The 13,179-nt window shown below is 69.8% G+C and carries 16 protein-coding genes; 3 read left to right on the top strand and 13 right to left on the bottom strand.

Annotated elements, in window-relative coordinates; all coding sequences use genetic code 11:
- The first annotated feature begins 120 nt into the window (after nucleotides 1–120).
- On the top strand, nucleotides 121–414 hold the full coding sequence (locus C8P69_RS17760; RefSeq protein WP_108178769.1) for a hypothetical protein: 294 nt from the start codon (nucleotides 121–123) through the stop codon (nucleotides 412–414).
- Nucleotides 415–420: 6 nt separating this feature from the next.
- Here C8P69_RS17760 and C8P69_RS17755 read toward each other — a convergent pair whose 3' ends face one another.
- From C8P69_RS17755 to C8P69_RS17705, 11 genes are all read right to left on the bottom strand, one after another.
- On the bottom strand, nucleotides 421–894 hold the full coding sequence (locus C8P69_RS17755) for a GNAT family N-acetyltransferase (protein WP_108178818.1): 474 nt from the start codon (nucleotides 892–894) through the stop codon (nucleotides 421–423).
- A gap of 14 nt (nucleotides 895–908) precedes the next feature.
- Nucleotides 909–1,541, bottom strand: a complete 633-nt coding sequence (locus tag C8P69_RS17750) for a glutathione S-transferase family protein (protein WP_108178768.1) — start codon at nucleotides 1,539–1,541, stop codon at nucleotides 909–911.
- A 99-nt stretch (nucleotides 1,542–1,640) separates the two neighbouring features.
- A complete protein-coding gene (locus C8P69_RS17745) occupies nucleotides 1,641–2,222 on the bottom strand; it encodes a hypothetical protein (RefSeq protein ID WP_108178767.1) in 582 nt (193 codons plus the stop codon).
- A 45-nt stretch (nucleotides 2,223–2,267) separates the two neighbouring features.
- On the bottom strand, nucleotides 2,268–3,740 hold the full coding sequence (gatB, locus tag C8P69_RS17740) for an Asp-tRNA(Asn)/Glu-tRNA(Gln) amidotransferase subunit GatB (RefSeq protein ID WP_108178766.1): 1,473 nt from the start codon (nucleotides 3,738–3,740) through the stop codon (nucleotides 2,268–2,270).
- Between the two features lie 87 nt (nucleotides 3,741–3,827).
- Complete coding sequence (locus C8P69_RS17735) at nucleotides 3,828–4,532, bottom strand: anti-sigma factor (protein ID WP_108178765.1); 705 nt, start codon at nucleotides 4,530–4,532, stop codon at nucleotides 3,828–3,830.
- Nucleotides 4,529–5,068 (bottom strand): sigma-70 family RNA polymerase sigma factor, encoded by a 540-nt coding sequence (locus C8P69_RS17730; RefSeq protein WP_108178764.1) that lies wholly within the window; start codon nucleotides 5,066–5,068, stop codon nucleotides 4,529–4,531. The genes C8P69_RS17735 and C8P69_RS17730 overlap by 4 nt, the downstream gene beginning before the upstream one ends.
- 259 nt (nucleotides 5,069–5,327) lie before the next feature.
- Entirely contained in the window at nucleotides 5,328–7,601 is a 2,274-nt protein-coding gene (locus C8P69_RS17725) for a fused MFS/spermidine synthase (protein WP_245902111.1), read from the bottom strand.
- Nucleotides 7,602–7,708: 107 nt separating this feature from the next.
- Nucleotides 7,709–7,918: a hypothetical protein gene (locus C8P69_RS17720; protein WP_108178763.1), complete on the bottom strand. Its 210-nt coding sequence runs from the start codon at nucleotides 7,916–7,918 to the stop codon at nucleotides 7,709–7,711.
- Between the two features lie 4 nt (nucleotides 7,919–7,922).
- Entirely contained in the window at nucleotides 7,923–9,410 is a 1,488-nt protein-coding gene (gene gatA / locus C8P69_RS17715) for an Asp-tRNA(Asn)/Glu-tRNA(Gln) amidotransferase subunit GatA (RefSeq protein ID WP_108178762.1), read from the bottom strand.
- 3 nt (nucleotides 9,411–9,413) lie between these two features.
- Complete coding sequence (gene gatC, locus C8P69_RS17710; protein WP_108178761.1) at nucleotides 9,414–9,701, bottom strand: Asp-tRNA(Asn)/Glu-tRNA(Gln) amidotransferase subunit GatC; 288 nt, start codon at nucleotides 9,699–9,701, stop codon at nucleotides 9,414–9,416.
- 90 nt (nucleotides 9,702–9,791) lie between these two features.
- Nucleotides 9,792–10,133 (bottom strand): hypothetical protein, encoded by a 342-nt coding sequence (locus tag C8P69_RS17705; RefSeq protein WP_108178760.1) that lies wholly within the window; start codon nucleotides 10,131–10,133, stop codon nucleotides 9,792–9,794.
- Between the two features lie 182 nt (nucleotides 10,134–10,315).
- Here C8P69_RS17705 and hisI point away from each other — a divergent pair, with 182 nt between their 5' ends.
- Both hisI and C8P69_RS17695 read left to right on the top strand, forming a co-directional pair.
- Complete coding sequence (gene hisI, locus C8P69_RS17700; RefSeq protein ID WP_108178759.1) at nucleotides 10,316–10,765, top strand: phosphoribosyl-AMP cyclohydrolase; 450 nt, start codon at nucleotides 10,316–10,318, stop codon at nucleotides 10,763–10,765.
- A gap of 3 nt (nucleotides 10,766–10,768) precedes the next feature.
- Nucleotides 10,769–11,836, top strand: a complete 1,068-nt coding sequence (locus C8P69_RS17695) for a patatin-like phospholipase family protein (RefSeq protein ID WP_108178758.1) — start codon at nucleotides 10,769–10,771, stop codon at nucleotides 11,834–11,836.
- 10 nt (nucleotides 11,837–11,846) lie between these two features.
- On the opposite strand, the gene C8P69_RS17690 is transcribed toward C8P69_RS17695, so the two are convergent.
- Entirely contained in the window at nucleotides 11,847–12,278 is a 432-nt protein-coding gene (locus C8P69_RS17690) for a CBS domain-containing protein (protein WP_108178757.1), read from the bottom strand.
- A 140-nt stretch (nucleotides 12,279–12,418) separates the two neighbouring features.
- Nucleotides 12,419–13,147, bottom strand: a complete 729-nt coding sequence (locus tag C8P69_RS17685) for a rhomboid family intramembrane serine protease (protein WP_245902110.1) — start codon at nucleotides 13,145–13,147, stop codon at nucleotides 12,419–12,421.
- Nucleotides 13,148–13,179: the final 32 nt, after the last annotated feature.

The following is a 13,179-nucleotide window of genomic DNA, read 5'->3' as shown; positions in this document are numbered from 1 at the left end:
TCCGTGCAATGCCGCATTGGCTCGGTTGCAAAACGACATGACACTGCAACCGGAAGGACGTTCATGCCGGGTTGGGGTTAAACGGCAGAGGCTGACGTCCATTCGCCCAGGAGGATTCCGATGCGACTTCCCGTTCTCGCCGCCCTCGCCGCTCTCGTGCTCACCGTCGACCTCGCGGCCGCGCAGGAGAGCCGCGCCAGCCGCAGCCGCGCCTCCTCCACCGAGGCCACCACGACGACCTCCGGCGGGTCAGGCCAGACGACCCGGCGGCCGCGGTCTGCGGCGCAGCTCCGCAACGACCAGATCATGCGCACCTGCGGCGCGGAATGGCGGCGCGACAAGGCGCGGCTGCAGGCCGCCGGCAAGACCTGGCGGACCTTCCTGCCGGAATGCCGGGGCCGCCAGCGCGGCTGACCGGCCTCAGTCCAGCGCCATCTTGAAGCCTTCGTGGCTCTTGGCGAAGCCGAGCCGCTCGTAGAAGCGGTGGGCATCGGTGCGGCTCTTGTTCGAGGAGAGCTCGACGAGGCCGATCCCCTTCTCCCGCGCCGTGACGATGGCGTGGCGCATCATCGCCGCGCCAATGCCAGACCCGCGCAGGGCCGGATCGACATGCACGCTCTCGATCTTGCCGCGGGTGCGGCCGCGCTCGGCGATGCCTGGCAGGACGGTCAGCTGGTAGGTGCCGACGATGCGCCCGCCCTGCTCGGCGACGAACAGGTGGTTCGCCTCCGAGGCCGAGACCCGGCGGAAGGCCTCGGCATAGGCGGGGTGATGCCCTTCCGCCTCGGCCGTGGCCGCATCCATGGGCTTCTTGGCGTCGCCCATGGCGATGAGCGCAGCGATCCGCGGCACGTCGGCCGCGGTCGCCTCGCGCAGATCGACGGCGTCACTCACGCCTGCACCGGTGGTCACGCCTGGGTCGCCTTGGGCAGGTCATTGATGCCGATGAAGCCCGGCAGGGCCTCCATCCGCTTGGTCCAGGCGGAAATCGCCGGATAGGCGGCAATGTCGAAGCCCGCCTGCGGCGCATAGGCGACGACGCCATAGACGTCGATATCAGCGATGCTCGGCTGCGAGCCGCAGAGCCAGAGGGTCTTGCCCAGCGCCTCCTCGAGGACCTTCAGGGCCGCGCCCGCCTCGGCGAAATACATCTCGACGATCGGCTGGGTGAACGTGCGGAAGCCGGCCCGCTGGGCCCGCAGGCGATAGATCGGGGCGGCAAGGCGGTCGAAGTCCCAGAACATCCATTCGCGCGCCTGGGCCGCGCCGCAGGCGCCCTCGCCGCCGAACTTGCCGAGCTCTGCCGCGAGATATTCGAGGATCGCCGCCGACTGGCAGAGCGCCATGCCGGACTTGGCATCCTCCAGCGCCGGCACCTGGCCGAAGCGGTTCTTGGCGAGGAAGGCCGGGCTCTTGTGCTCACCGGCGCGCAGGTTGACCGAATGATAGGCGAAGTCCTCGCCGCACAGGCTGAGCATGAGCCCGACCTTGTAGGTCGGCCCGGACAGCCAGAAGCCGCTGAGCGTGAAGCGTTTCGACATGATTGTTCCTCCCTCGGGGACCGGGATGGAACAGCGCTGCTTGCCCTAACGCAAGGGGGAGAGGATCACTGCTGCCATTCGGCGGACCGAGGCCGCGGATCAGGAGCGACCGGCGCGCTCGATCTCCTCGATATGGGCCCAGATCGTCTTGAACACCTCGGTGCGCACCAGACGCTCGATCCCGTCGGCGCGGACATTGTCCGGATGGAATTCCCGCGCGATGAACTTCTTCAGGGCTCGGTACTTCTCGTCACTGCCGGACGGCTCCGCCGCTGCGGCCGTTTCACGGATCTGCGCCCGCGCCTTCCAGGCATCGCGCTCGATGACAAGCGCCTGGCACAGCGCCTTCAGCTTGGCGAGGTCCAGCTCGGGCTCTTTCTCGGCAGGCGGGGGATCACTGTCCCGCGCCTCGGGGCGCGGCTGGCGCCCGCCGAATCCCTGCCCGTTGCGGATCGGCGCACTCCGCTTCACCGGCTGGGGCTGTTCGCCGGCGGCGATGGCGCTCGCGAAGGCCAGCAGCTCCTTGCGGGCACGGAAGCGCTGGCGATCGCCGCTCTCCTCGTTCTCGATCTCGACGAGGCCGTCGGCGATGGTGATGGCGTAGCCGGCCGCTTCAAGCACCTCGGCCGCGCCGCGATAGCGCGGGTCCCGCTCGATGTTCTGCGTCCACAGACCCGCCATCAGATGCTGCCCCGCGCCTTGCTCACACCGGCGCCGGAGCGCCCCTCACTCGATCCCGAGCTTGGCCTTCAGGATCTCGTTGACCGAACCCGGATTGGCCTTGCCGCCCGAGGCCTTCATCACCTGGCCGACGAACCAGCCGAGCAGCGTCGGCTTCGCCTTGGCCTGCTCGACCTTGTCGGGGTTGGCGGCGATGACCTCGTCGATGACCTTCTCGATGGCGCCGGTATCGGTCACCTGCTTCATGCCGCGCGCCTCGACGACGGCTGCGGGGTCGCCGCCCTCGGTGAAGACGATCTCGAACAGGTCCTTGGCGATCTTGCCGGAGATGGTGCCGGCCTGGATCAGGTCGATGATGCCGCCGATCTGGTCCGGCGTGACGGGCGAGGCGGTGACGTCCTTGCCCTCCTTGTTGAGGCGGCCGAACAGCTCGTTGATGACCCAGTTGGCCGCCGTCTTGCCGTCGCGGCCCTTGGCCACGGCCTCGAAGAAGTCGGCGCTCTCCTTCTCCAGGATCAGGATCGAGGCGTCGTAGGGGGTGAGGCCGTACTGGGCGATCAGGCGCGCCTTCTTGGCGTCCGGCAGTTCGGGAAGGTGGGCAGCGAGCTCGTCCACATAGGCCTGGCTGAACTCAAGCGGCAGCAGGTCCGGATCGGGGAAGTAGCGGTAGTCATGCGCCTCTTCCTTCGAGCGCATGGAGCGGGTCTCGCCCTTGGCCGCGTCGTAGAGGCGCGTCTCCTGGTCGATCTTGCCGCCATCCTCGAGGATGCCGATCTGCCGGCGTGCCTCGTAGTCGATGGCCTGGCCGATGAAGCGGATCGAGTTGACGTTCTTGATCTCGCAGCGCGTGCCGAAGGGATCGCCGGGCTTGCGCACCGAGACGTTCACGTCGGCGCGCAGGTTGCCCTTCTCCATGTCGCCGTCGCAGGTGCCGAGATAGCGCAGGATGGTGCGCAGCTTCGTCACATAGGCCTTGGCCTCGTCCGCCGAGCGCAGGTCCGGCTTGGAGACGATCTCCATCAGCGCCGTGCCGGACCGGTTGAGGTCGATATAGGACAGCGTCGGATGCTGGTCGTGGATCGACTTGCCGGCATCCTGTTCGAGATGCAGCCGCTCGATGCCGACCTTGATGCTCTCGGTGGGGGTCAGGTCGACCGTGACCTCGCCCTCGCCGACGATCGGGCTCTTGTACTGGCTGATCTGGTAGCCCTGCGGGAGGTCCGGATAGAAATAGTTCTTCCGGTCGAAGACCGAGCGGTGGTTGATCCGCGCCTTCAGGCCGAGGCCGGTGCGGATCGCCTGGCGCACGCACTCCTCGTTGATCACCGGCAGCATGCCCGGCATGGCCGCGTCGACGAGGCTGACATTGGCGTTCGGCGCATCGCCGAAGCCAACCGCAGCGCCCGAGAACAGCTTGGCGTTGGAGGCCACCTGCGCGTGGATCTCGAGGCCGATCACCACCTCCCAGTCGCCGGTGGCGCCGGGGATGAGGTTCTTCGGATTGGCATGGGCGGTCATGGCAGCGGCGGTCCCGACGGTATCCGTGAAGCGGACTGGGTAGCCAATAGGGCGGCGGACGGCAATAGGCTCGCCGCCTGCGGGGCCTCAGAGCGGGCTGGAGCCGCGGCCGACATAGAGGATCGGTCCGGTCGGCCGGCCGGTCGGCGAGCCGCCAGCCGGTTCCAGCGTGATCTCGTAGAGCTGTTGGTCGGCCGGGCGCGGCATGCCGCTCGTCGCATAGTCCTGCTGGCGCGCTGCCGGCATGAGTCCGACGGACCGCGGGCCGACCTGGCGGTCCCACAGCGTCCAGACCTGCAGGGTGCGGCCCTCCGGAACGGGAATGGCGCGGAGCGGCACCACCCTCACCCGGCCATCGGCGAAAGCTTCGACAATGGCGCCGGCCTCGCGGGTGTCCGGCGCGGTGAGCACCGCCACAACCACCGGCTTCGCGCCGCCACCGAAGGGCTGGGTGACCAGCAGAACGGCGAACAGGGCCGCGGCGGCGGCCGCCGCAAGCGAGGCCCAGCGCAGCGTGGTGACGTCGTTCCAGATGCGCGCCAGAAGGCCCGGTGCGGCGGGCGCGCCGGCGGGCGCGGTTCCGATCGCCGCCTCGATCCGCGGCCAGAGGCCGTCGGAGGGGGTGATCTGCGTTGCGGTCTCGTCGAGCGCCAGGAGACGCGCCCGCCAGTCGCCGACGGCGCGGCGCGCATCGGCATCCACCGCCAGACGCCGCTCGAAGGCCTCGGCCTCCTCTGCGCTCATCAGGCCGGCGACATATTCACCGGCATCGGCGAGAAGGTCGTCGGTCATCCCATGCACTCCCGCAGCTGGACCAGCGAGCGGCGGATCCAGGCCTTGACCGTGCCCAGCGGCAGCCCGAGGCGCCCCGCGATCTCGCCATGGGAGAAGCCGTCCACATAGGCCATCAGCAGGCTGGTGCGGCGGCGCACCTCCAGGCCTTCGAGGCAGCGCCGCAGCGCCTGCCCCTCGGGGATTCGTTCGGCGGCCGCATGGGCCTGGACGGCCGAGGCGACGTCCTCGGGCACCTCGTCGACGAGATCCTCGCGCCGGCCGCTCCTGAGGATGTTGATCGCCTGGTTGCGGACGATCGCATAGAGCCAGGCGCGCGGTGGCCCAAGCTCGGGATTGTAGCGATGGGCATTGCGCCAGATCCGCACGAAGGCCTCCTGCACGACCTCTTCGGCGAGCTCACGCCGCTTCACGATCCGCGCAGCGACACCGATCATCGCTGCACATTCGCGTTCATAGATCGCCCGGAGGGCAGCCCGGTCGCCGGCCGCACAGGCCGCGAGCGCCTCCTTCAGATCAACCGTCGTCGCCGCCATCGTCGCCCCCGGGGCCTCCCCGACCATGCCGTCAAGGGTTCTACACCACGGACCCGCCATCGGATGCGACCGGCGGTCACGGGCGCCAAACTTTTTTCGCCGGCGATGCATCCGGCACCAACCAGCCCGCGTAATTGATCACAGGCGGTTCCCCCTCCGCCAGGGTGGCTCCCCCCCTGCTGCCCGAACTGGGTCCGTGCGGCGCATCCCGTTGCGCCCGGACCGCGGCGATGCTCGCGCAAATGCGGGCGTCGCCGCTTCAGGGGGCCACGATGCGCCTCAGGATCGGCCCGACGATATTGGAATAGTCGTCGGTCCAGGCGCGGAAGCCTGGCGGAACGGCCAGCGGCTGCCAGCGCGGGTCCGTCGCGACCGGGCCCAGATGCTCCGGCCGCCGGGCCACCATCGTCACCCGCGCCGTGCCCGCGAGCGTCTCACGCACCGAGCCCTCGACCACCGCGTCCCGCACGCCACCCGTCAGGCCATGCGCCGCTGCCGAGGCCGCGACGACGGGCTGCAGGTCCATGTTGCGGTTGGTGATGTGGAGCACCAGCGCGCCATCGGGCGCGAGCTTGCCGAGATAGGTCGCGAAGGCCTGCTCGGTGAGGAGGTGCACCGGGATCGCGTCGGAGGAGAAGGCGTCGACGACAATGAGGTCGAAGCGGCCGGACTGGTCGGCAAGCGTCAGACGGCCGTCGCCGATGACCACCGGCGCATCGGGCGCACAGCGGCCGAGTGAGGCGAACAGACGGGCGTCGCGCGCCATACGGACGACCACCGGATCGATTTCGAGGAAGGTCCAGGCATCGCCCTCCTGCCGGTAGCAGGCGAGCGAGCCGACGCCGAGGCCGATCACCGCCACCTTGAGCGGACCGCCGCCGCGGGTGGCGCGCAAGGCGGTGATGGCGTCGGCGAAGGCGCCGGCGCGGTGATAGTAGCTCGCCGGCTCGGGGCGGCCGGTGACGGCAGTGCCGTCGGGGTGGCGCACGCGCTCGGCGCCATGAACGGTGATGCCGTGGACGAGCAGATGGCCCTGGCCGTTCTCCGTGACCTTGACCTCGTGCACGGCGAAGAAGGAGCGCTCGCGCGCGAGGGTGCCCGTCGGCATGACCGGCGCCTGGGTCAGGGCGAAGAACAGCGCGATGCCAGTGAGCATCAGGGCCGGCGTCTCGCGGCCGAGCACGATCAACGCGGCAATGCCGGCGACGATCAGGAGATAGGTGAGGATCGGCAGGGTCGAGGCGGTCAGGCCCGTCACGGCCTGCAGGACCACCAGCACCACGAGCGCGATGATGCCCAGGGCGACACGCACCGGACCGAGACGCGCCAGCGCCGCGCCGATTCCGGGGCGGCAGGCGACCGCGGCGATCAGCAGGATCGGATATTCGAGGATCGAGTTGAACAGCACCGGGGCCGCAAGGCTGGCGAAGAGGCCGCCGAGCACGCCGCCCGCCGAGAGCATGACGTAGAACTCGGTGAGGTGGCCGGCCGCCGGGCGGCGGCGATAGAGCTCGCCATGGCAGACCATGGTGGCGACGAAGAAGAAGCCGAGATGCAGCGCCGCTGCGACCGGCCAGGGAACCTTGGCGGTGAGCGCCATGGCGAAGACCAGGGCGGCCAGCAGCAGCGGCTGCACGGCCAGCATCACCCGGTGCAGGCCCCCGCCTCCCTCGCGGAAGGCGAGGACGAAGGTCAGGAGAAAGAGCGCGAGCGGCACCACCCAGAGCAGCGGCACGGCCGCGACATCGGTGGAGAGGTGTGCGGTCAGCGCGACGAGAAGGCCCGAGGGGACGGCCGAGAGGCCGATCCAGGCGAGCCGGTCGCGCCAGGCCGGCGCGGGCCCCGCCGCGACCGCAACGCCGCTCGCCGCCGGACGCTCGCCCCGCGCCAGCACCACGCCGCTGGCGGCGATGAGCACGGCGAGCAGGGCGAAGCCGCCGCTCCACAGGGCCGACTGGGTCTTCAGTACCAGCAGCGGCTCGACCACGAAGGGGTAGGACAGCAGCGCCAGGAACGAGCCGAGATTGGACGCGCCATAGAGGAAATAGGGATCGGCCGCATCGCGATGTCCGCTGCGCGCGAACCAGGCCTGGAGCAGCGGCCCGTTGCCGGCGATGGCGAAGAAGGGCAGCCCCACCGAGGCCGCGAAGAGCCCGATCAGCCAGAACGCCTCACCATCGGCGGGCGGACGCCCCCAGCCGGGCGCCAGTGCGATCGGCAGCGCCACGACGAAGACGGCGGCCATCAGCGCGAGGTGGACAAGGACGGCCCGGCCAGGCCCGAGGTAGCGGTTGAGGAGATGGGCGTAGAGATAGCCGGCGAGCAGCACGCCCTGGAAGAAGACCATCGCCACCGACCAGACCGCCGGGGTGCCGCCGAGGACCGGGAGCACCATCTTGGTGAACAGCGGCTGGACCGAGAACAGCAGGAACGCGGACAGGAAAATTGCCGCCGCAAAGACCGGAAGCGTCAGGGCGCGGGCTGCGGCGCCACGCGCCACGGGCGCGTCGAGCGAGGGATGGATGGAGGACACGTGACGCTCCGCATGGACAACCGGTCCGTGCGAATATCCCCATCGACCATTAAGTTACTGTTCAAAAGGCGGTCGCAAGCCAAGGCGACCCATCGGCTCCATCGGCCTCAGCGGCCGATGCGGCGCGCCATGTGCCGGCAGCCGAAGGCCGCACCGAGCGCGAGCAGCAGGAACAGGCCGAGATAGGCGATCTTGAAACTTGGGTCGCCGGCCCAGACCGCCAGGCCGACATAGATGGCCATGAGGCCCGCGAGGGCGAGGAACACCCACCCGAAAACCGTCAGCGCAGCAATCGCGACGGCCCGGGCGGGGATCATGGCCTCAGCCCCACCAGCGGTCGCTGACGGGGAAGCGGCCCTTGGCCTTCTCGATGACGCTCGCCACCGAGAACAGGGTCTCCTCGTCGAAGGCCCGGCCGATGAGCTGCAGGCCGAGCGGCAGGCCCTGGTTGTCGAGGCCCGCCGGCACGGCGATGCCCGGCAGGCCCGCCATGTTCACCGTGACGGTGAAGACGTCCTGCAGGTACATCTCGACCGGATCGGCCGAGCCCTTCTCGCCGATGCCGAAGGCGGCCGAGGGCGTGGAGGGCGTCAGGATGGCATCGACGCCCGAGGCATAGGCCTGCTCGAAGTCATGCTTGATGAGCGTGCGCAGCTGCTGCGCCCGGACGTAATAGGCGTCGTAATAGCCGGCCGAGAGCACGTAGGTGCCGATCATGATGCGCCGGCGGACCTCCTTGCCGAAGCCCGCGGCGCGGGTCTTCTCGTAGAGCTCGACAATGTCCTTGCCCGGCTCGCGCAGGCCGTAGCGCACGCCGTCATAGCGGGCGAGGTTCGAGGAGGCCTCGGCCGGCGCCACGATGTAATAGGCCGGCAGCGCGTATTTGGTGTGCGGCAGCGAGATCTCGACGATGTTCGCGCCGGCATCCTTCAGGATCTGCGCGCCCTCATCCCAGAGCTTCTGGATCTCGGCCGGCATGCCGTCGATCCGGTACTCCCGGGGGATGCCGATGGTCATGTCCTTGATCGACTTGCCCACCGCCGCCGCATAGTCCGGCACGGCGCGGTCGACGCAGGTCGTGTCCTTCGCGTCGGGACCTGCGAAGGAGCGCAGCATCAAGGCAGCATCCATCACGTCGCGGGCGATGGGGCCGGCCTGGTCGAGCGAGGAGGCGAAGGCGACGATGCCCCAGCGCGAGACGCGGCCATAGGTCGGCTTGATGCCGACCGTGCCGGTGAGCGCCGCCGGCTGGCGGATGGAGCCGCCGGTATCGGTGGCGGTCGCACCCGCGCAGAGCATGGCGGCAACGGCGGCCGAGGAGCCACCCGAGGAGCCGCCCGGCACCAGCGGGGTCGTGTCGTTGGCGCCCTGCCGGCGCCAGGGATTGACCGGCGTCGGGAAACAGCTCGTCTCGTTCGACGAGCCCATGGCGAACTCGTCGTTGTTGAGCTTGCCGAGCATCACCGCGCCGTCACGCCACAGATTGCTGGTGACGGTCGATTCGTAGGTCGGCACGAAGTTGCGCAGGATGTTCGAGCAGGCCGTCGTCCGCGTGCCGGCGGTGCAGAACAGGTCCTTCACGCCGAGCGGGATGCCTTCCAGTGGGCCGAATTCGCCGCGGGCGATGCGGGCATCGGAGGCCTCCGCCATGGCGAGCGCCTTGTCAGGCGTCTCCAGCACATAGGCGTTGAGGCCGCGGCCCTTCTCCATGGCGGCGAGATAGGCGCGGGTCAGGTCGGTCGCCGAGAAGGACTTTGTCTTCAGGCCTGCAAGGGCCTCGGCAATGGTGAGCTGGGTCAGGTCGGTCATGGCTTACTCCACGACCTTCGGCACGGCGAAGAAATGGCCTTCGCGCTCCGGTGCATTGGCGACGATCTGGTCGGGAATGCCGCCATCGGTGACCACGTCCTGGCGCTTCTTCATGGCCATGGGCGTGACCGAGGTCATCGGCTCGACGCCGGTCACGTCGACCTCGTTGAGCTGCTCGACGAAGGCGAGGATGGCGTTGAGCTCGCCCTGGAGATGGGGAACCTCCTCTTCAGTCACGGCGATGCGCGCGAGATGCGCGATGCGCCGGACGGTCGCCTGGTCGACGGACATGCAGACTTCACCCGGTGGGACAGGAAATGGACCCGGCCTCTTAGCATCAGGGCCTTTCGCGCCGCAATGGTAAGTCGGGACGCGGGCGCGTCAGTCGCGGGCCGCTGGGTCGCGATCCGGCCGGATCAGGCGCGGCAGGTCGCTCAGGCGGAAGCGCAGGATGGAGCGGGCGGGAATGCCGCCGTCCTTGCCGGCGAAACGCTCGGCCGCCTGCACGACGACGGCGCGATGCTCTTCCACCAGCTTCTCGCGCAGCGCCCGCGCGGCGGCCGCCCCGCCCTGCCGGATGACGCGCGGCGGCGCGGTGATGATGGCCGGCTGTTCCGGCGGGCTGCCGGCAGCCTCGCGCGCCTCGTAGAGTGCGGCATGCGCCTTCAGTTCGCTCTGGTCCGCAAGGACGGACGTCGAGAAAAGGTCTCTCTGCTCGCTCATGGGGGCCTCCGGGGGTGAGGCCGACAAGGTAGTGAGCCGGGAGCGCCGGGACGAGCGGAAGCATTCGTTAACCTTGACGCGGTGGCCGGTTGGTACCGCCCGGGCGCCATCCCCTTGGGTTTGTCCACAGGGCCGCGCTAGAAGGAGTGCCGACTTCAGCCTTTTGTGCAGGACATTCGCCGATGTGCGCCGATTGCCCCCCCGGATCGCCTCCGCCGCCCACCAAGGAGGAGCGCGAGGAAGGCGACCGCCTCCTCCCCCGCTTCGGCGCCGACGGCCTCATCACCGCCATCGCGACGGATGCCGCCACCGGCGACCTGCTCATGGTCGCCCACATGAACGAGGAGGCCCTCCGCCTCACGGTGGAAACCGGCGAAGCGCATTACTGGTCGCGCTCGCGCGGCGCGATCTGGCACAAGGGCGACACGTCCGGCCAGATCCAGAGCATCGTCGAGATGCGCATCGACTGCGACCAGGATGCGGTCTGGATGAAGGTGACCGTCGGCGGCGATGGCGGCTCCTGCCACACCGGCCGGCGCACCTGCTTTTACCGCGCCATTCCCACCGGCGGCCCGCTCGAGGCCGTGCGGCTCGTGCCGCGCGATGCCGAGCGCCTGCGGGCGGCGTTCTGATCCATGCTGCGCCTTCGCCGCCGGGCCGCGACCGAGCCCTCCGACTTCGCCGAGAGCACGCTGACGCCGCCACCGCGGCCGACCATCGGCCTCGCGCTCGGCGGCGGCGCGGCGCGCGGCCTCGCCCATGTCGGCGTCATCCGCACCCTGGTGCGGGCGGGCTACGAGCCCGACGTGATCGCCGGAACCTCCATCGGTGCGGCGGTCGGCGGGCTCTACGCGGCCGGCAAGCTCGACGCCTTCACCGACTGGGCGCTGTCGCTGAAGCGGCGCGACGTGATCTCGCTCGTCGACATCGCCATCTCGGGCGGCAGCCTCATGGGCGGGACCCGCGTCGCCCAGTTGTTGGAGCGCGAGATCGGCGAGACGCGGATCGAGGACCTGCCCATCGGCTTCACGGCAGTCGCGACCGAGATCGGCACCGGCCACGAGATCTGGCTCACCCGCGGGCGGCTGATGACGGCGCTGCGCGCCTCCTACGCCCTGCCCGGCATCCTGCCGCCGGTGCGGATCGGCGGGCGCTGGCTGATGGACGGCGCGCTCTCCAACCCCGTGCCCGTCTCGGTGACGCGGGCGCTGGGCGCCCGCCTCGTCGTGGCGGTAAGCCTCAACGCCGATGCCCTGGGGCGGGCGACCGTCATCCAGGACCACGGCACCAGCCCCGAGGACGAGGCCCTGCCGCTCGTCGAGCGCCGCCCGCGCGTCACCGCCATGGTCAATCTCGGCCGCGGGATCGGGCGGGGCCTCGGACGCGGCATCGGCCGCGCCCTGACCCGTCCGCTGCGCGCCGGCCTGTCGCTCGATGCCCCGGCGGGTGGCATGGATCCGCGCATCGCCATGGCGCGCGCGCCGGGCATCCCCACCGTCATGGCCAAGGCCTTCAATGCCACGCAGGAACGCATCGCCCGCCAGCGTCTCGCCGGCGACCCGCCGAACGTATTGATCGGCCCGCGCCTGTCGAAGATCGGGCTCTTCGAGTTCCACCGCGCGGCGGAAGCCATCGCGCTCGGCGAGGAGGCAGCCGAGCGCATCCTTCCCGATCTCGCCGAGGCGCTGAAGGCGGTGGCCTGACCCCGGCGGGTCAGGCGTTCATCACATACTCCTTGAGCGCGGCGTGCTCGCTCTCGATCTCGGCAAGCCGCCACTTCACCACGTCGCCGATGGACATGATGCCGACCAGCCGGCCGTTTTCCGTCACCGGCAGGTGGCGGAACTTGCCCTCGGTCATGATCTCCATCAGCCGGTCGAGCGTCTCGGCCTCCGAACAGGTCACGACCTTGCGCGTCATGGTTTCCCCGACCGTGCGGTCCAGCACCGCTGCGCCCCGTTCCGACAGGCTGCGCACGATGTCGCGCTCGGAAAGGATGCCGGCGACCGTGTCGCCTGGGCCCGTCACCACGATCGCGCCGATGCGCTTCGATGCGAGGAGATGGGCGGCGTCCGCCAGCGTGGCCCCGGGGGCGATGGTCGCCACCGCGCGGCCCTTGGCGTCGAGAATGCTCTTCACGTTCATCTGCGCCTCCGGTTGCGGAGGGGCGCGTCCCTGCGGGCCGCCCCGCCTGTCAGGTCCCGGTCACCCGGAGGGCGATCATCGGATGGCACAGGCGACGAAACAAGACGGCAGAAGTGCGCCGCACAATACGGCCGGCGGCCTCAGGCGGGCAGGACCTCGTCGCGGACCGGATCGAAGAAGCGGAACAGCAGCAGCCCCGCTGCGAAGCCCGCCAGATGCGCCTGCCAGGCGATCTGGCCCTCGAAACCGGGCATGGGCAGGCTCATGGCGCCAAAGGCGACGTTGACGATGACCCAGACCGCGACCATGCCCATGACGGGTCCGTTGCGGACCATGTCGACGAGCCGCAGCGCCGGCATGCGGTAGGCCTCCTCGCCATTCGCCCGCATGGCCCCGAGCGGGCCGCCCATCTCGAAGACGAAGCGCAGCGCCGCCGCCGTGAAGCCGGAGACCGCACCGGAGGCGCCGATCACCGGCACGAAGGCCGTGCCGACCGCCGCGAGATGGCCAAGCGCGCCCGCCGCCGCGGTGGCGATGAAGAACAGGAGCGTCCGCCCGGCCCCGAAACGCCGCGCCACGGCGGACCCGAAGACCAGGAACCACAGGACATTGAGGCCGAGATGGGTCCAGTCGGCGTGGAGGAAGGCGTAGGTGACGAAGGTCCAGATGTCCCCCGCGACCCCGCCGGGGAAGAAGGTGCCGGCGATCGAGCCCTCGAAGCGGGCGGGGATGAAGGCGAAGGTCAGCAGCACCTCGCGGTCGGCATCCTCGTCAAGAACGTACTGCCGCACCGCATGAATGAGGATCATGGCGCCGCAGAGCAGCGAGACGATGCCGGGGACGTTGAGGATCGGTTCGCGCTGGGACAAGGAACGGATGCCGGAAGATGCGGGAGGTCTCA

This window comes from Phreatobacter oligotrophus (assembly GCF_003046185.1).
Taxonomy (GTDB): Bacteria; Pseudomonadota; Alphaproteobacteria; order Rhizobiales; family Phreatobacteraceae; genus Phreatobacter; species Phreatobacter oligotrophus.
This window is presented reverse-complemented; position numbering and strand designations above follow the sequence as displayed.

Excerpts from the sequence above, each read along its gene's own strand:
- C8P69_RS17760 (WP_108178769.1), top strand. The coding sequence starts at position 121 with ATGCGACTTCCCGTTCTCGCCGCCCTCGCCGCTCTCGTGCTCACCGTC.
- C8P69_RS17750 (WP_108178768.1), bottom strand. The coding sequence starts at position 1,541 with ATGTCGAAACGCTTCACGCTCAGCGGCTTCTGGCTGTCCGGGCCGACC.
- C8P69_RS17745 (WP_108178767.1), bottom strand. The coding sequence starts at position 2,222 with ATGGCGGGTCTGTGGACGCAGAACATCGAGCGGGACCCGCGCTATCGC.
- gatB (WP_108178766.1), bottom strand. The coding sequence starts at position 3,740 with ATGACCGCCCATGCCAATCCGAAGAACCTCATCCCCGGCGCCACCGGC.
- C8P69_RS17735 (WP_108178765.1), bottom strand. The coding sequence starts at position 4,532 with ATGACCGACGACCTTCTCGCCGATGCCGGTGAATATGTCGCCGGCCTG.
- C8P69_RS17730 (WP_108178764.1), bottom strand. The coding sequence starts at position 5,068 with ATGGCGGCGACGACGGTTGATCTGAAGGAGGCGCTCGCGGCCTGTGCG.
- C8P69_RS17720 (WP_108178763.1), bottom strand. The coding sequence starts at position 7,918 with ATGATCCCCGCCCGGGCCGTCGCGATTGCTGCGCTGACGGTTTTCGGG.
- gatA (WP_108178762.1), bottom strand. The coding sequence starts at position 9,410 with ATGACCGACCTGACCCAGCTCACCATTGCCGAGGCCCTTGCAGGCCTG.
- gatC (WP_108178761.1), bottom strand. The coding sequence starts at position 9,701 with ATGTCCGTCGACCAGGCGACCGTCCGGCGCATCGCGCATCTCGCGCGC.
- C8P69_RS17705 (WP_108178760.1), bottom strand. The coding sequence starts at position 10,133 with ATGAGCGAGCAGAGAGACCTTTTCTCGACGTCCGTCCTTGCGGACCAG.
- hisI (WP_108178759.1), top strand. The coding sequence starts at position 10,316 with ATGTGCGCCGATTGCCCCCCCGGATCGCCTCCGCCGCCCACCAAGGAG.
- C8P69_RS17695 (WP_108178758.1), top strand. The coding sequence starts at position 10,769 with ATGCTGCGCCTTCGCCGCCGGGCCGCGACCGAGCCCTCCGACTTCGCC.
- C8P69_RS17690 (WP_108178757.1), bottom strand. The coding sequence starts at position 12,278 with ATGAACGTGAAGAGCATTCTCGACGCCAAGGGCCGCGCGGTGGCGACC.